This is a genomic window from Streptomyces sp. NPDC002867 (assembly GCF_053591895.1).
This window is the reverse complement of record NZ_JBSFUR010000081.1, coordinates 1-16498: the sequence shown is the minus strand read 5'-3', so window position 1 is coordinate 16498 and position 16498 is coordinate 1. Positions and strand designations below refer to the sequence as shown.

Annotated in this window: 15 protein-coding genes and 3 pseudogenes; 14 read left to right on the top strand and 4 right to left on the bottom strand. The window is 67.9% G+C overall.

The annotated features are described in order from the left end of the window. Positions 1-229 (top strand): transposase (locus tag ACWD0A_RS33720; RefSeq protein WP_451304393.1); only part of this gene is annotated, 229 nt, incomplete at its 5' end. 9 nt (positions 230-238) lie between these two features. On the opposite strand, the gene ACWD0A_RS33715 is transcribed toward ACWD0A_RS33720, so the two are convergent. Beyond that, the gene (locus ACWD0A_RS33715; RefSeq protein ID WP_451304391.1) at positions 239-3493 is read right to left on the bottom strand and encodes a transcriptional regulator; all 3255 of its coding nucleotides are present in this window, start codon (positions 3491-3493) and stop codon (positions 239-241) included. 97 nt (positions 3494-3590) lie between these two features. On the opposite strand from ACWD0A_RS33715, the gene ACWD0A_RS33710 reads away from it, so the two are divergent. The 7 genes and pseudogenes from ACWD0A_RS33710 to ACWD0A_RS33680 all read left to right on the top strand — a co-directional run. Then, positions 3591-3797: a hypothetical protein gene (locus ACWD0A_RS33710; RefSeq protein ID WP_451304397.1), complete on the top strand. Its 207-nt coding sequence runs from the start codon at positions 3591-3593 to the stop codon at positions 3795-3797. Positions 3798-4559: 762 nt separating this feature from the next. Then, on the top strand, positions 4560-5288 hold the full coding sequence (locus tag ACWD0A_RS33705) for a DUF6879 family protein (RefSeq protein ID WP_451304389.1): 729 nt from the start codon (positions 4560-4562) through the stop codon (positions 5286-5288). Between the two features lie 16 nt (positions 5289-5304). Continuing rightward, entirely contained in the window at positions 5305-6141 is an 837-nt protein-coding gene (locus tag ACWD0A_RS33700) for a helix-turn-helix domain-containing protein (RefSeq protein ID WP_451304387.1), read from the top strand. An 87-nt stretch (positions 6142-6228) separates the two neighbouring features. Continuing rightward, a complete protein-coding gene (locus ACWD0A_RS33695) occupies positions 6229-6405 on the top strand; it encodes a hypothetical protein (RefSeq protein ID WP_451304385.1) in 177 nt (58 codons plus the stop codon). A 192-nt stretch (positions 6406-6597) separates the two neighbouring features. Further along, entirely contained in the window at positions 6598-6768 is a 171-nt protein-coding gene (locus ACWD0A_RS33690; protein WP_451304384.1) for a hypothetical protein, read from the top strand. 103 nt (positions 6769-6871) lie between these two features. After that, positions 6872-7666 (top strand): class I SAM-dependent methyltransferase, encoded by a 795-nt coding sequence (locus ACWD0A_RS33685; RefSeq protein ID WP_451304382.1) that lies wholly within the window; start codon positions 6872-6874, stop codon positions 7664-7666. A 478-nt stretch (positions 7667-8144) separates the two neighbouring features. Next, positions 8145-9162 (top strand): annotated as a pseudogene (locus ACWD0A_RS33680) (IS110 family transposase); the annotation flags it as partial. Between the two features lie 20 nt (positions 9163-9182). On the opposite strand, the pseudogene ACWD0A_RS33675 reads toward ACWD0A_RS33680, so the two are convergent. Continuing rightward, positions 9183-9459 (bottom strand): annotated as a pseudogene (locus tag ACWD0A_RS33675) (transposase); the annotation flags it as partial. 4 nt (positions 9460-9463) lie between these two features. Further along, entirely contained in the window at positions 9464-10816 is a 1353-nt protein-coding gene (locus tag ACWD0A_RS33670) for an esterase-like activity of phytase family protein (protein ID WP_451304380.1), read from the bottom strand. A 782-nt stretch (positions 10817-11598) separates the two neighbouring features. On the opposite strand from ACWD0A_RS33670, the gene ACWD0A_RS33665 reads away from it, so the two are divergent. From ACWD0A_RS33665 to ACWD0A_RS33640, 6 genes are all read left to right on the top strand, one after another. After that, positions 11599-13203, top strand: a complete 1605-nt coding sequence (locus tag ACWD0A_RS33665) for an ATP-binding protein (protein WP_451304395.1) — start codon at positions 11599-11601, stop codon at positions 13201-13203. A 33-nt stretch (positions 13204-13236) separates the two neighbouring features. Next, positions 13237-13632 (top strand): roadblock/LC7 domain-containing protein, encoded by a 396-nt coding sequence (locus tag ACWD0A_RS33660; protein WP_451304378.1) that lies wholly within the window; start codon positions 13237-13239, stop codon positions 13630-13632. Between the two features lie 3 nt (positions 13633-13635). Then, positions 13636-14028 carry a DUF742 domain-containing protein gene (locus ACWD0A_RS33655; RefSeq protein WP_177153608.1) on the top strand — a complete coding sequence of 131 codons (393 nt, stop codon included), beginning with the start codon at positions 13636-13638 and terminating at the stop codon, positions 14026-14028. Continuing rightward, on the top strand, positions 14006-14599 hold the full coding sequence (locus ACWD0A_RS33650; RefSeq protein WP_177153609.1) for a GTP-binding protein: 594 nt from the start codon (positions 14006-14008) through the stop codon (positions 14597-14599). The genes ACWD0A_RS33655 and ACWD0A_RS33650 overlap by 23 nt, the downstream gene beginning before the upstream one ends. Next, on the top strand, positions 14592-15203 hold the full coding sequence (locus ACWD0A_RS33645) for a GAF domain-containing protein (RefSeq protein WP_451304376.1): 612 nt from the start codon (positions 14592-14594) through the stop codon (positions 15201-15203). Before ACWD0A_RS33650 ends, ACWD0A_RS33645 begins: the two co-directional genes overlap by 8 nt. Positions 15204-15411: 208 nt before the next feature. Continuing rightward, positions 15412-16314, top strand: a complete 903-nt coding sequence (locus ACWD0A_RS33640; protein ID WP_451304374.1) for an ISL3 family transposase — start codon at positions 15412-15414, stop codon at positions 16312-16314. 15 nt (positions 16315-16329) lie between these two features. Here the strand turns inward: ACWD0A_RS33640 and ACWD0A_RS33635 are convergent. Continuing rightward, a pseudogene (locus tag ACWD0A_RS33635) lies at positions 16330-16498 on the bottom strand (IS5/IS1182 family transposase); the annotation flags it as partial.

The window sequence follows — 16498 nt, the reverse complement described above, 5'->3', positions numbered from 1 at the left end:
GAAATGGCTGTGGGGCAAGCGCATTGGGGTCCGCATCGCCCGCAAAGGCATCGAGTCCAGCGAACGTCTCGGCCGCCGAAGGTGGGTCATCGAGCGGACGATGTCGTGGCTGACCGGCTACCGCCGACTCAACCACCGCTACGAGCGACACCCGGGCAACTACCTGGCCTTTCTCGGGCTGGCAGCCGCCATCTGCTGCTACAAACGCTTCCGCAACCTCACCATGTAGGACACGGTCTTAGATGACGGCCTGGGGCTCTGGCCACGGCCATGGTTGGGCCGGTGTCCCGTCTGCTTCTAGGCCATAGCGCAGTAGCCGCTTTGCCGTTGCCTCGTCGTACAACTCCGCCAGGTACCGAAGCGCGGCGGTGTCGCCGGCGTCTGCGGCCTGCCGGGCAAGTCGCTCGACCCCGTCCCGATCACGCGCTTCTTTCCGCAACCGCAGCAAGCGCCGCCAGCCCATGGTGTCGCCAGTTTCTGCGGCCCGCCGTGCGAGTCGTTCGGCTCCCTCCTGGTCCCCGGCCTGCTCCCGGGCCTGTGCCAGGTTCTGCAGCGCAATGGTGTCACCCGCGTCTGCGGCGTACTGGTGCAGCCGCTCCGCCCCCGCCGGATTACCGTTCCCTTCCCTGAGCGTCGCGACTTCTCGCAGCACCCGGGTGTTTCCGGCGTCTGCGATCTGCCGTGCGAGTCGTTCGGCTCCCTCCTGGTCCCCGGCCTGCTCCCGAAGTAGCGTCAGTTCTGCCAGAGCACGTGTGTAGCCGGCGTCAGTGGCCTGTCGTGCGAGTCGCTCGGCTCCCTCCTGGTCACCTGCCTCTTCCCGGAACTTCGCCAGTTCCCGCAGTGCGGAACGGTTTCCGGCGTCTGCGGCGTCCTGGTACAGCCGCTCAGCTCCGGCCCGGTCACCGGCTCCTTCCCGCAGTGCAGCTAGTTCTCCGAGCACGCTAGTGATCCCAGCGTCTGCAGCCTGCCGTGCGAGTCGCTCGGCTCCGTCCCGATCACCGCTACTCTCGCGCAGTGCCGTTACCTCCCGCAGACCGCGGGTGTCCCCGCGGTCTGCGGCTTGTCGGGCCAATTGCTCAGCTCCGTCCCGATCACCGGCCCGCTCCCGCTGCACAGCCAAGATTGATAGTGCTTCGATGCTTCCCGTAGCAGCGACCTGTCGAGCAAGCTGCTCGGCTCCCTCCCAATCACTGGCACTTTCGCGCAGCTCAACCAGTCGTCGCAGTGCCATAGCGTCCCCCGCAAAGGCGGCGGCTCGGTACAAGTGTTCGGCTGCCTCCGAGTCAGGTGACGGTCCTGCTTGCTTCACCGCCACTGATAGTGCGGTGGTGTCGTCGGCTCTATGCCGGACAACAAGTAGGCTCTCCATTGCCGTGACATCGTTGGCGTCTGCGGCGGCCTGGAAGGCACGGTCCCATGCCGCCTGTGCATGTCGATCCGCCAGTCGCACTAGTTGAGAAGCGTCGCCGGCGTCTGCGGCCTGCCGGGCGAACCGTTCGGCTCCCTCCAGGTCCCCGGCCGTCTCCCGTAGCCCCGTCAGAATGTGAAGTGCGGACCGGTTTCCGGCGTATGCGGCGTCCTGGTACAGCCGTTCGGCTCCCTCCAGGTCCCCGGCCGTCTCCCGCAGCCCCGCCAGTATGTGAAGTGCGAAGCCGTCCCCGGCGTTGGCGGCCTGTCTGGCAAGGCGCTCAGCTCTCCCCCGATCACCAGCCTGCTCCCATGCTTGAGCCACGCGCGACAACTGATAGAGGTCCCCGGCGTTGGCTGCCTGACGGGCAAAGCGCTCGGCTCCCTCCAGGTCCCCGGCCTTTGCCCTCAGCGCAGCCAGTTCTTCTAGCGCGATAGGGCTCCCGGTAGCCGCGGCGGCTTGGTACAGCCGTTCGGCTCCTTTAAGGTCACCGGCCGCCTTCCGCAGTCTCGCCATCGTCCGCAATGTGTCAATGGCCCCGGCGTCTGAGTCGGCGGCGGTGCAGTACAGGATGGCCGCGTGGCGGTATCGGTGACGTGCCTGTGCAGCATTCGCCAGCTTGGTGAGGTCGGCATGCCCCGGTAGATGCCGGGCGGCGGAAGCCCAGAAGGTGGCGGGCGGGCACAAGGCCCATCGGGTGAGGTGGCCGTGCTGTTGCAGGTAATCGGCCAGACCTATCACGCTGCGTTGTGCGCCCATGCCGGAAGAAGGGGGGACGCTCTGCAACGCAGATGTGATCCCTTTGATGGGTGCGCGAGCGTACGCAAGGGCACCTTTGAACCATGCGTCGGGGTCTGCTGCGGCGCGTTCGGCCTCACTGAGGTAACCGGGTGCCGCATGTTCCAGGAAGTCGAGAGGCAGCGGGCTCGTAGCACTCAGCCTGTGTGCATCCATCGCTGCGCTGATCAGCGCCTGCCCGTAGATCCCATGCTCTCCGACTGGGTGTTCATAGTGCTCGACGAGGTCCGGACCGGCAGCCAGGGTCTGCGTGATGTCTGGGGTTCCCAAGGCCACCACAGCGGCCAGCGATGGGTCCCCGCTAGCTGCAGATCTCACAGCGTCCAGACTGCCAGCGAAGGATTTCGGCAGGTAGATGCGGCTTGCTTGGACGAGCAGAGCGCGGGCGTTTGGGTGCGCGTCGGGTTCACTGCAATTGGCGGGCTGGTTAGAGGTGAGAGCTTTGTCGTGGGTGGGCCACAGGGTGGCGATGACGAGGAGTGGGCCGGCGCCATCGAGACGGCGCAGCAGTGCGGCGGCGGCAGCCTCCCCGTACTCGCCGCTGAGGTGGGTCTGGGCCTCGTTGAGCCACAGCACGGTGCAGGGTTGCACGGCCTCGGCTCGAAGGATCTCCAGAAGATCACGAGCATCGGTGGGGAATACCAGGTTGAAGTTATCCGGGACCGAGGTGCGGACGGCCTCGTAGGCGGTCCGGGTCTTGCCCGTACACGACTCACCTCGTACCAGGACTAGTAACGGCTCCTCAGCATTCACCGCTGTGGTCAGGAGCTGGCGGAGCTCATGGTCGTGTGACCGAGGTACGTAGGTCGGCAGGATGAACTCCGCGCCCGGCTTTCCGATCGTGTTGCCGGAGATGGCACGGTGAACTCCCAGGCGTTTCGCGGTCCATGACCGCACGGGCCGACAGCGGCCGTCGTCTTGCACTGACTGGCTTCGGCGTCTATCCGGCGCTGCCACCTGACCGGCAGAGGTTTTATGTTTTTCCGCTGTGACGAGCAGCTTTACCAGCGGGGCGGGGTCGAGGCCGAGAGCGTTGGCGAGGAGGCGCACGGTCCTCTTGCTCGGAGCTCTTGCGGTCATGCTGAAGGCTGCGCTGACGGTGCCGTGGCTGAGCCCTGTACGGGCCTCAAGCCAGTCCTTGGTCCGGTCTTTCGCCTCGCGGGCGGCTTCCAATTGGCGGCGCAGTTCGTCAAGGGCCGCTTGGATGTCGGCTGCCTGCTGTGATGTGGAGTGGTGCGGTGCGTCCACGAGGTCCTGCCCCCCGCCGTCTTGGTGCTGTGCGTTCAACTTCGTTTATCCACGTTCACCGTCAACACCGTTGAATCTAGCCTGCATCAGATTCAGCTCGTCAACCGCTGGTCCCAAGGGATGAAGGGCTGTGTCGATGATCGCGTTCATGGTGGTGCTGGGTTGTTTGCTGGTGGTGCTGGTGGCCTCGCTGGTGGGCGCTGCAGCGGGGTACCTGAGCCGTCGGTCTGGTGCGTCGTACCCGGCGGCGGTCCTGCGGGCAGGGGCTGCATTCGGGGCCACGCTGATCGTGGTGGCCGCGGTCGCCGGGGCGCTGGCGGCGGTGGTCGCCCTTTTGCTGTGAGCCCTCGGCCGGTTCTGGCCGCTCACCGCGGGGGTGGGCGGCCAGGTGGCGGGTCAGGGAACGGGTTGGAGTCGGGGCGCGGGCCCGCTCGTAGGCCGAGGCCAGGGCGGTGCCGAGGTCGTCCTCGGTGTGGATGAGGGCCGGGGCCGGCGCGTCGAGGTGCGGAGCCGGCCGGGCTGGGCGGTGCGGCCGCGGCTGGGCATCTGGTCGGCCGGACTGTCCCCGCAGGCGCGGACGTGGGCGTCGGGGACGTCGGGGGAGGGGGCTTGGGGCCGGACTCGGCGCGCTGGACAGTGCTGCGGGAGACGTTGGCGGCTGCGGCCAGGGCGCTGGGGCAGCCGCGCGGCTCGGCGCGGGGCGAGCAGGTGCTCGGCGAGGTGTGCGAAGGGGCGCTTCGGGGCGCCGCAGTGACGGGAGCGGGTCATGTCCGCTTATCTGGACAACCTGAGTTGTGCGGCGGTGGGTTCCTTCGATCAGGTGTCACCCCTGTGAGGACGACGTCATCGGTTCCTTGCCGGGCGGAGGGCGCCGTCCCGCCCGGGGTTGCCGGCCTGCCGGCTCTGGAGGAGCAGGAGGATCCTCTCGACCAGCGGCGCCGAGAGCGAGCGCACCAAGAACGATGGCGAGGACGGTCCAGAACACTTTCATGAATGCCCCCCAAGGCCCAGAAATGTGGGCATGAAGGTAGCGCCACGCGGGCTGTTGCGTCTGCCGCTCGTACGGTTACGGTGCCCGGCACATCAGCGACCCGAAGGGGGACTCATGGCCCGGCGACTGTCCAAGGTCGGTACCAACAGCGGTAATAACGGCTGCCCCACCCTGTACCAACTGCCCAGGACCGACGAGTACGTGGTCCAGGGCGACCGCATCACCGACCCCGCCGAGCTCGGCCAGCTCGAGAACCTTACTGAGGAGGAGGGAGCGGTCGTCGTCCCGCGCGAACTCCTCGCGAACTTCGGCCCCAAGGAGCCCGTGCACGTGCCCCAGTTCATCGCCTTCGACGAGTTCGACGGCATGTTCACCACGCTCAAGCACAGCGCCTGGCGGCTGGAGACCCGCCGCCGGTACGCCTGGGACGAGCAGCAGGACACGTACCGGCAGTTCGTCACCGAGGGCCGCGTCGACTGGGACCTCGATGACCCGTGGTGCCGCGAGCGGCGCGAGCAGGTTGCGCTTGGGAGGCGGTTCGAGCGGGTGCGGATCCTCGACGAGCCGCCGACGGCTGGCCAGCAGTACCTCCTCGACAACGCACGGCGGAACACGGCCGCCGGGGAGGACATCCGGGTCCTGTCCCGGACCTGGGCGGAAGCGCTGCGGCTCCCGGAGGAAGACTTCTGGGTCTTCGACGCGCGGGTAGTCGCCCTGCTCCACTTCGACCAGGACGACGAGATGACCGGCGTCGAGCTCATCACCAACCCGGTGAACGTGCTGCGCTATCTCCAGGCTCGGGAGGCCGCCTGGCACCACGCACGGCCCTACGCCGAGGCATAGCCGCTACCGTGCCCATGTGAGCACGGACTTTCAGCAGGCCCGCACGTCGCTCGGCGCGCGGCTCCGAGAGCTGCGCGCCGGGCTCACCGGACGAGACCTTGCCGACCGGCTCGGCTGGACTCAGTCGAAGGTCTCGAAGTTGGAGACCGGAAAGCAGACGGCGACCGCAGAGGACCTGCGCGCCTGGGCCGCCGCCACAGGACACCCTGACGCCGCGGCCGAGCTGGTCGCCCACCTCGATGGGCTGGAGTCCCGGCACCGGTCGTGGCGCCGCCAGCTCGCCGCCGGCCACCGGCCCGTGCAGGACGCGCTGACGGTGGAGTACGAGCGCTCCACCGTGCTCCGCGCGTGGGAGGGCTCGATGGTGGTCGGCATGCTGCAGACCGCCGACTACGCCCGCGCCGTGTTCCAGGCGTACGCGGACCTGCACCAGTCGGTGCGGGACGTAGACGACTCCGTGCGGGCCCGGCTGCGTAGGCAGAACCTGATGTACCAGCCCGGCCGTACCTTCCACATCGTCATGTGGGAGGCCGCCCTGCACACGCGCCTCTGCGCTCCGCCGGTGATGGCGGCTCAACTCGACCGGCTTGCTGGCGTCGTCGGCCTGGACACCGTTCGGCTCGGCATCGTCCCGTTCGGCGCCGCCGTGCGCATCCCGCCGGGGCCCGGGTTCTGGCTGTACGACGAGCGGCTGGCCGTCGTTGAGGACTGGCACGCCGAGCTGTGGCTTGACGATACGGACAGCGTCGGCGTCTACCTCCGGGTGTGGGAGCTGCTGCACCAGGCCGCCGTGTACGGGGCTCTCGCGCACCGGCTGATCGCCCGCGCTCGGGCGCAGCTCGACACCGCCTGAGCATCCTGGCGAATCTGCCAGGCGGCCCGGAGAATATTCGAGAATCACAGCCGCCGTTGATTCTCGCTCGCTCCTACCGTGCTGGTCATGGACGCACAAGCCGAGGGACAGGGTTGGTGCCACTGGCACGAGGGCCCGTCCGAGACAGCCGTACAAGTCCGCCTCGTCGAGCGCCAGTCTGGGCCGCCGGTGCCGCTGTACGCGTGCGCGCCGTGCCGCGAGCAGCGCAACCTCGCCCCCGCGATCGGGCAGGTGGCTGTATGAGCCAGCACCCGACCATCCGTCATCAGGTCGGCGACTACGTCACGACCGACGACGGCCGCACTGGGCTCGTCACCCTTGTCCTCAACGGCTGGAGCCGAGTCCGCTTCCACCACGGCCCCGCCCGCAGGGCACCCCGCGAGCAGACGTTCCGCGAGTGGGACCTCAAGCACGCCACTGCCGAGGATGAGCGGTGTGGCGTCCACGATCGACGAGGCGGTGGTGTTCGCGCGCCGGATCACGCACCTGCGCAGCTACCTCGGCGCCTACACCTGTGCCTTCCGCGAGGGCGACATCGTCCACCTGTCCGGGCGCTGGTGCACATCCAGGGCCCTGGCCACCTCGGCGGGTTCGGCATCGAGCTGACGCCGTGGAGCGCCACCGAGAGCTACCTCGCCAACCTCGCCCGCTGAACCTTCCCGGGCGCCACGGAGCGCGCCCGGACACTGTCCCTATCTGGAGGTCCGTGATGACCGCTGATCCGCACGCCTTCATCTCCGCCGAGGCCCACTACGCCCGGTTCCGCCCGCAGTACCCGGACGAGCTGTACACGCTGCTCGCCGACCGGTTCGCGCTGGACGGCACGCAGCGCGCCCTCGACCTGGGCTGCGGCCCGGGCACCGTGGCCCTGGAACTGGCCGGCCGGGTCGGCTCCGTGTTCGCCGTCGACCCGGCGGCCGGGATGCTCGAGCACGGCCGGGCCCTCGCCGAGGAACGGGGCGTACGCAACATCTGGTGGCAGCAGGGCGACTCAAGCACCCTGCTCACCCTGGGCCTTCCGCCGCTCGACTTAACGGTCATGGCCAAGTCGTACCACTGGATGGACCGCGTCCAGGTCCTGGCCGACCTGAACAAGCTCACCACCGAGCGGGCCAGCGTCGTCATCCTCTCGGCCGGGCCGCCCGGCACCACGCCCCTGCCCGGCTGGGCACCGGTAGTCGCCGAGGTCCGCGCCGCCTACCTCGGCGCCGTATGCCGGGCCGGGACCGGGGTCTACCCCGAGCCAGAGAAGACCTACCAGGCCACGCTGGAGCGCTCGCCGTTCTCGACCGTCGAGATGGTGCCGTTCGACCAGGTGGTGGTGCGCAGCCTGGAGGAGCTGATCGGGCTGCAGCTGAGCAACTCCTTCTCCACCCCAGCCCAGCTCGGGGAGCGGCGGGAGGCGTTCGAGGAGGACCTGCGCCGGGCGCTGCTGAAGTTCGACTCCTCGGGCCGGTACGAGGAGACCATCCACACCGAGGCTCTGATCGCCACCCGGCCGTAGCGGGGCAGATGCCCGTCAGCTGACATCGCCGGCGCCATCGACGCCGGGCCACCTCGGGCAGCCGCCGATCGGCAACGTGACACGCGTATGCGTGGCGGCCCCGTCCAGACGCTGGACGCGGAGGCTCACCGCGGCCGGCTGAGAGCTGGCACCGGATGGACCCGAGGCAGCATGGTGGCGAATTACCGAACGAGACGGCTCACCATGGCGGCCGCACCTGCCACTGCTCCCAAGACGGCTGCGCCGACGCTCAAGGGTGCAGCCAGCGAGGGGTGGACACGGGCGACGTAGACCGCGGCTCCTGTGATCATGAGTACCATCGCCAATCCGAGCAGCAGCACAGCAGTACGCAGCTTCCGGTCCGCGCGGTCCTGACGTGACGCGTCCGCATTCGTGGTCATGACGTATCGGTTCCTTCGTGAATCGGGCGCGCAACGGCCGCTGCCCATATAGGCCGCCGCGATGGCACGCGTCTGGCAGGCTGGTCTTCGCGATCAACCCGCTGGCAGTCGCCCGCTATCGCGACCGTCACTCCGTCGCCCGGAAGAAGTCTGACGCCGTCGATGCCGCGGTGCTGGCGAACATCCTGCGGACCGACATGGCCGCCCACCGGCCCCTGCCCGCGGACTCCGAGCTTGTCCAGGCCATCACCGTGCTCGCCAGGGCCCAGCAGGACGCCGTCTGGGACCGAGGCCAGGCCCACAACAGGCTCCGCTCAAGCTGCGGGAGTTCTCCCGGCGATCCTGGAGGCCTTCGCCCAGCACAAGCACGGCTTGCGCTCACGGGAGGCCCGCACCATCCTGGCCGCCGCACCGACGCCGACCCAGGCCGCCAGGCTGACCAACCGACGCCTTCAGGCATTGCTCAAGCAGGCAGGACGAGTCCGCGGCATCCAGGCCGAAGCAGACAGGATCCAGGAAGTCATCCAGCGCGACTACCTCCACCAGCTGCCCCAGGTCGAGGCCGCACTGGGTCGGCAAACAACGGCTCTGCTCAGACAGCTGAACACCGCCTGCCAGAACGCCGACGAACTGGAAGAAGCCACCGCACAGGCCTTCAAGGAACATCCGGACGCGGAGGTCATCCGCAGCTTTCCCGCCCTTGGATCCTTAACCGGAGCCCGTGTCCTGGCCGAGATCGGCGACGATCGGACCCGGTTCGCGAACGCCAGCTCGCTCAAGGCCTACGCCGGAAGCGCCCCCGTCACCCGGGCCAGCGGCAAGACCTGCGTCGTCATGAGCCGAAAGGTCAAGAACCAACGGCTGGCGGCTGTCGGCTACGTGTGGGCCTTCGTCTCCCTCACCAGATCACCCGGCGCCAGAGCCCACTACGACCGCCGCAGAGAAGCCGGCGACCGCCACGTCGCCGCTCAGCGCAACCTCTTCAACCGCTTCATGGGCATGCTCTTCCACTGCCTCCAACACGGCCAGCACTTCGACGAGACGAAAGCCTTCCCAACCCAGCCACTGGCAGATCATTCCGCCATCGCGGCTTGACGCTTATCCGCGTGGGATGTCTTGTCCGCGATGACCGCGTCGGGCTTGCGGCGGGGCCGCCCGGAGCCGGTCCGAGGCACCCTCAAGGCGTCCATGACCTCGTCGAAGACGGTGGAGTCGTTGACGTTGCCGGGCGTGACGACGCCGACCAGGGGCAGGCCCCGGCCGTCGCAGGCGAGATGGACCTTGCTGGTCAGCCCGCCCCGGGACCGCCCGAGCGCCTGGCCAGCCGTCGTGCGTGCCGGATCTTCCAGTTCGCCCCCCGTCGCCGCCTTTTTTGCGGGCGCCGGCGGCGTGCACCTTACAGACCCTTCGGCACCTGCACATACGTGACCCTCGTCTCCACCCCGCTGTCGACCAGGCGGCCGTCCGCGTCGAAGGCCCCGACGCCGTCCGTCATGCCGAAATCGTTGTCGTTGATGATCGCCAGGGTGTCCCGGCCCGTGACGGCGATGCCTTCGATCTTGCCGGGGATGCCGTCGAGCGTGCCCAGGTCCACGACCAGACGCTTCCTCAGGACCGGAACTCCGGACGCTGCCGGGTCGTCGAGCTGCTCCAGCGAGGGAGAGGTGGCCGCGTCGTCCCAAGCCGTGCCGAGGATGTTGGCGTCGGGGGTCAGCGGAACGCGCTGCAGCCGCGCTGCCTTGTCGGTGCGCTCCTCGACGAGGAGGGTGTCGCCGTTCAGCGCGACGACGGAGGAGATCTTCAGCTCGCTGGTGTCGTCCTCGCTGGAGTCGACCTCGTTCACCGAGTCGAAGTGGTACGCGTACTCCGCGGTGACCGCTTGCCTCATTGGCGAGAAGCGCAGCAGACGCGCCGTGAGTGACGCATCGCCGGCGTTTTTGTCCGGCACGGAGAGGGGGCTCTGTACGGCCATCACCAGGTCGCCGCCGGGCAGTTGGGCGAGCGCTTCGAAGCCGCGGTTGAGCTTCCGGTGCAGCAGGATCCCGGGCAGTGCCTCGACGACCGGATAGTCCGCGCCGCGCAGCTGCAGTCCGTGCGGAACGTAGCGCGTGAGGACCTTCCCGTGCGCGGAGACATGGACCAGAGAGGGCCCGTACTCGTCGACCAGCCAGAAACTGCCGTCCTTGGCGCGCACGATTCCCTCGGTGTCGAGGCCGTTCGCGTCATACCTGAGGGGTGCCTTCGCGTCGTACGTGTACGGGGCCTCGTCGCGCCCCTCCTGGTTGGGCAGGCCCGTGACGGGCTTTCCGGAGGATGTGGTGAGCGGGATCGCGTCGATCACCTTCACGGTGGCTCCGGAGACCCGGATCTTCACGATGGACGGGTCGAAACCGGGGACCGGGAACGTGCGGCGCTTGGTGCCGTCCACGGTGATCAGGCCGTTGGGCCCACGGTCGGTCACCGTCCAGAACTCTCCCGCCCGGTCGGCGGGGTAGATGTCACTGCCGATCCCGCCGAGATCCACTCCGCGATCGTCGTCCACCGTGCCGGGCAGCAGGGAGTTGCTGAACTCGGCGAGTGGAATGTCGCCGAGCGCGGCGGTGGCGGTGACCCGTGGCTCCGTGGGGCGGTCCTTGGTCTGCGCTCCTGTCGCTGTGCCGGCCACCGCTACCGCGGCGATCACGGCGAGTGGCACACCTGCGGAAACGTAACGGCGGACGCGGCGCCGACCGGCGGCGTGCGGGAACATCGGGCCTCCTGGGACGGAAGGTCGTGACGGCGGCCAGGATTCGCCGCTTCCCTCAACTGAGGGGGACCGCAAGGTGAACCACGGACAACGCTTCGACGGCGCCTCCCGCCGGGGGACCAACGGCGCCACCGTCACCCCAACCGCCATCGCCACAGCACGCGGCGCGCCGCCTGGCGCGGCCGGGCCGGGTGAAGAAAATGGCCGGGCCGCGGCCGTCGATGCGGCGCGCGCCCGAGCCGTGCGCGGCAGGAGCGCCTTGATGAAGTGGAGAATCTCTTACCGCGCTGGGAACAGCTGCTTGCACACCACTTCCGCACCACTGAGCCCTGATGCGCCCATCGTCCACCTCCTTGGCGGCCGGGCGCGCCGCCCTGAAAGGGTCTGGACAACGCAAAGGCCCGGTTGGGGATCACCCCCCTGGCCTGGGCCTTCACTGTGGAGCGAGTGACGGGAATCGAACCCGCGCTCCGAGGTTCGGAATCACAAGGTCGCAACGAATCGTCCGCGGCCCGCTGGTCTGCGTATACGCTCCGCACAGCTTGTGGCTGTCGCTGCTCTCGAGTTGTCGGCACTGCCTGTGAGTGCCCGCTCGTTCTGGCATGGATCGGCACGTTCTGGCACGTTCAGCCAGGAGTGCGCCACGGCACTGGGGCCAGTTCAGGGACGTGAGGACCGTTGAATCAATCCCCATGACGTCACCACACGTGACGTGAGGTGCCGTTAGGGGTAACGTGCGCCGTACACTTTTCAGCCTGCTGGCCGATACACAACCAGGGACCGTGATGCAGGAACGTCTGATGTTGCCCGCTCATGTCCATCAGGACATAGTGCCCACCGACCTCCAGGCGTGGCATGCTCCTGACATTATGGGCGCGCGTGGCAAGGCAGTTGAGCGCCACATGGTGCTTCTGGCGGTGTTGCCGGCCGTGCTGGTCGCGATCATCGGAGCCGCAGGCGCTGCTCTCCTGTTCACCGCAGGCGTGGGCCACGTCGACAAGAGCGCCTTCTGGGGTCTGCTCAATGGCACGCTGCTGCTCGTCTGCGTGATCCTCTCGGGCGCAGCGTTCATCGCCGCGGGGAAGGCGCGGGCCGTGGCTCGCAGCCATATCGAGTTGAGCTCGTTCGTGGCACGGAGCCAGGCCGAACTGGCCACGTTGCGACGGCAGATGGAGCCTGGCCAACAGCTGGCAGAAAATCAGCGGCATCAGCCAGGCCCGTTGCCCGAGCGGACGGGTGATGCGCTGGAACGGCCGGGGCAAGAGATCGCATCCGCTCAGCGCGTTGCCGAGGCGACTGAGGTGGAGCTCGGGGCGCGGGAGCGTGGCGGCGAGCACTTCGAGGTCTTCGCCAATCTGGCCCGAAGGCTGGAGTCTCTCGTGCACCGCGAGATCGGGCTGCTGGACGACCTGGAGAACGAGGTCGAGAACCCGGACCTGCTCAAAGGCTTGTTCCATGTGGACCACCTGGCCACCCGTGTCCGGCGATACGCCGAGAATCTGGCCGTGCTCGGCGGCGACGCCTCCTACCGCCAGTGGACCCGACCGGTCAGCATGGCCGATGTGATGCGTTCCGCGGCTGCCGAGATCGAGCAGTACTCGCGGGTCAAGATGGTGCCTCCGGTGGACGGGACGGTGAGCGGCCACGCGGTCGTCGACGTGGTGCACCTGCTGGCGGAGCTGGTGGAGAACGCCACGGTGTTCTCCCGTCCCCAGACGCAGGTGCTGCTGCGTGCCGAGCACGTCACCGCCGGGCTGGCGATCGAGGTCGAGGACCGCGGTCTGGGCATGACCTCCACCGAGCGGGACCAGATGAACGCCCTGCTCGCCTCCCCTGAGAGGATCGCCTTGGGCGAGCTGCTCCAGGACGGTCGCATCGGCCTGTATGTGGTCTCTGTCCTGGCCCGGCGGCACGGCATCGTCGTCCAACTCAAGAGCAATGTCTACGGCGGTACACAGGCGGTGGTGGTGCTGCCGCACGAGCTGCTGGGCCGGGGCCCGGACGTGGTGGAATCACAGCAACAACAGTCGGACCTCACTCCTGCCGTCCCTCATGGACACGCCGACGACGCGACGGAGCAGGCACTTGAGCCGGACACGTCTGTCGCTCGGGGGCCGGTACCGGTACCGGCACCGGCGGCCGAACCACTACACGCCACCGTCGCGGCCCCCACGCAGGGAGATGCTCCCCCCGTGCTGCCCCAGCGGCGCCGTCAGGAACATCTCGCCCCGGAATTGCGGCAGTCTCCCCAAACTGTCGTGGTGCCCAAGGAAGACGATCACGATCCCGGCCTGATGGCCGCGTTTCAGAGCGGCGTCCGCCTGGCTGAGGACTCCAAGGAAACTGACACCTCCCCGTCCCTCGGCGGGGAACCGGACCCGGCCCCCTAGCAGTTTCACGTCATTGAGGAGAAGTGGGCAGTTGTGGTGAGTGAAGATCTCTCTTGGCTGTTGAGCGGCCTTGTGCAGCGAGTACCGCATACGCGCAGTGCACTGCTGTTGTCCTCGGACGGTCTGGTGATGGCCTCGGATGGACTGGACAAAGACGCGGCGGATCATCTGGCGGCCCTCGCCAGCGGGCTCCACTCTCTGGCGCGCAGTGCCGGCAAGCGATTCGATGACGGCGGTGATGTGCGGCAGGTCGTGACCGAACTCAGCAGCTCGATGCTTTTTGTCTCCACGGCCGGGCAGGGCGCCCTGTTGGCAGTGCTGGCCGGACGCGAGGCGGATGTGCCGGTGCTGGGCTACGAGATGACCATGATGGTGAAGAGCGTCCGCAGCCACCTGGGGGCCGCTCCCCGTCAGCCGGCGGGGCAGTGAGAGATGCCGGATGACCCGGACGATCCGCATAGGCCGTTGCTCGATGATGCCCTGGGGCGGCTGGTTCGGCCGTACACCGTCAGTGACGGACGCACCAGACCCACCTGCCAATTCGACTTGATGACCATGGTGGTGGCCACGGGTACCGTGCTGCGGACCAACCTCGGATTGGATCACGGACATGTGCTTGACCTGTGCCGGACGCCGGTCACGGTGGCTGAGATCGCGGGACACACGCGGATGCCGGCAGCGGTGATCAAGGTGCTGCTGTCCGACTTGATGGAGCGTGGGGCGGTCGTCACACGGCGCTTCGACATGGGAACACCGGGGTCATATTCTCCCCCCGATCGAGATCTATTGGAGGCGTTGCGGGATGGGCTCCTCAAACGGCTCTGAGGCACCCGGCGCCGACTCCCTTCCGATGGGGATCAAGGTTTTGGTCGCCGGGGGTTTCGGGGTGGGCAAGACCACCTTTGTGGCAGCAGTGAGCGAGATTGAGCCGCTGAGCACGGAAGAACTGCTGACCGAGGTCAGTGCTGCCACGGACAGGTTGGAGGGGGTGGAGAACAAGGCCACCACCACGGTCGCGATGGACTTCGGCCGGATCACCCTCAGCCCCCACCACGTGCTCTATCTGTTCGGCACGCCCGGTCAGGAGCGTTTTTGGTTCATGTGGGACGAGATGTCCGCCGGTGCGCTCGGTGCGATAGTGCTCGCCGACACCCGTCGGCTGGACCACAGTTTCGCGGCGGTCGACTTCTTCGAAGCGCGAGGCATCAACTTCGTCGTCGCGGTCAATGAGTTCGACGGGGCGCACCGCTATGAGCCGGAAAAGGTGCGGGCCGCGCTGGACCTCAAGCCCGAGGTCCCAGTGGTCCTGTGTGATGCCCGCCTGTCCAGCTCGGGTATTCGGGTTCTGCTTTCCCTCGTGGAGCATCTGATCACTTCAAGGAGTTCGCATGGCTGAGATGGTGTACAAGTCTCCCTTCGGAGGGGAGATAGCGATCGCCGTGCGTCATCTGCTTCTCCCTCCGGAGGACCCTGAGGCAGAGGCGCGGACACGCCGGCTTCGGGAACTGGGGATCGAGGACAAGCCCGTTCCGGAGTTCGATGACTTCGCGCGTGAACTCGCGCAGCGCACGGGGGGGTGTTACGCGGGGGTCAACTTCCTTGTCGACGAGAGCCGTCAGTACTACGCGGGCTTGTACAGCGCGGCCGCCGACACGACCGTGAACCTGGAGTCCCCCCTTCTCGACGATCCCGTGCCCGGCCGGGTGATGCCTCGCGCCTTCGACATTGGTTTCTGCCCGCATGTGGTCAAGCGGCGCAAGGCTCTGGTGCTGGAGGATGTCCGCGACTACCCACGCTTTGCCGGGAACCACGTGGTCGACGCCATTGGGATCCACTCCTACCTGGGCGCTCCGCTGATCGACAACACGGGCATGGTGCTGGGCACGATCTGCGTGGTGGACCAGGATCCGCATCCCTGGGGTCAACAGGGGCTGGAGACCATCAAGACGATGGCGGCCGAGCTGGTGGAGCGCATCGAGCGGCGGGCGCACGGCGCGTGAGGAAACCTGTTCGAGAGGGGGTCTTCGGCCGTCGGCAGGAGCGGGCACGTCTTGCCAGCGGCTGTGCCCGGCCTATCCACCCGCAGCGCTGAGAAGACCAGGTGGACGTGCGCCCGGGGGACGTGTGAACCATGGTTGGTCGCGGTTCGCCGCCCGATCTGGGGTTCTGGCTCGCTTTCCGTGATGCGCGCACGCTGAGTTACGGCTGGTGCTCCGATCAGGCTTCGGGAAGTTGCCTGAAAATGATCAGGGCCGATCTTGGTGTGGTCGACAGTGCGGCGTCGTGGAAGAGGCGTCGCCCCGCCTGGAGGGCCTGCTGTTACCGTCCATCGCGGACGTGTCGGTGCTGTCGCTGGACGTGAGTCACGAGGCGATACGCATCGACCTCTGCAGTACGGCGGCCGGGGCGGCATGCCCGGACTGTGGGAGCGAGTCGACCCGGGTGCACAGCTCTTACCTGCGGTTGACTGCGGACGTACCGAGCGGGGGACGGCGGGTGGTCCTCCGACTGCGAGTTCGACGGTTCTTCTGTCCGGAGTCGTCCTGTGCTCGGCGGACGTTCGCTGAGCAACTGCCGGGACTGACCCGGCGGCACAGCCGGTGGACGGAGCGGTTGCGGTCGACTCTCGCCACGGTAGGTCTCGCCCTCGCTGGCCGCGCTGGCGCCCGGATGGCGCGGGCCTTCGGGGTGCCCATCAGCCGCAGCGCGGTGTTGCGGCTGCTCGAAGCTTTGCCCGAACCGGATGTCCCGACCCCGCGGGTGGTTGGTGTCGATGAGTACGCCACACGCAAAGGACGGGTCTACGGCACGGTGCTCGTCGACGTCGAGTCCCGCCGGCCGGTGGATCTGCTGCCTGGCCGGGAGGCGTCCAGCCTGGCTGCATGGCTGGCGAAGCGACCCGGCATCGAGATCGTCTGCCGGGACCGCGCCCCGTTCTTCGCGGAAGGCGCCACAGCCGGGGCACCCCAGGCGACTCAGGTCGCCGACCGCTGGCATCTGTGGCACAACCTCGGGGAGGCCGCCGAGCGGGCTGTCGCCCGACACCGCCAGTGCCTTCGCGTTCCGGTCCCTGACCGCGAGGGGAAGGCCGAACCACCGGCGCTGGCCTAGGCACTGTTTCTCGGATCACGTGCGGAGCCAGATCGTGAGGGCCGCGAGGGTGACGGTGCCGAGGTAGATGTAGGCGCGTTTCTCGTAGTGGGTGGCGACGGCGCGGAAGCCCTTCAACCGGTTGATGGCCCGTTCGACGGTGTTGCGCTTCTTGTAGCGCTCGCTGTCGAATCCGGTGGGCCGA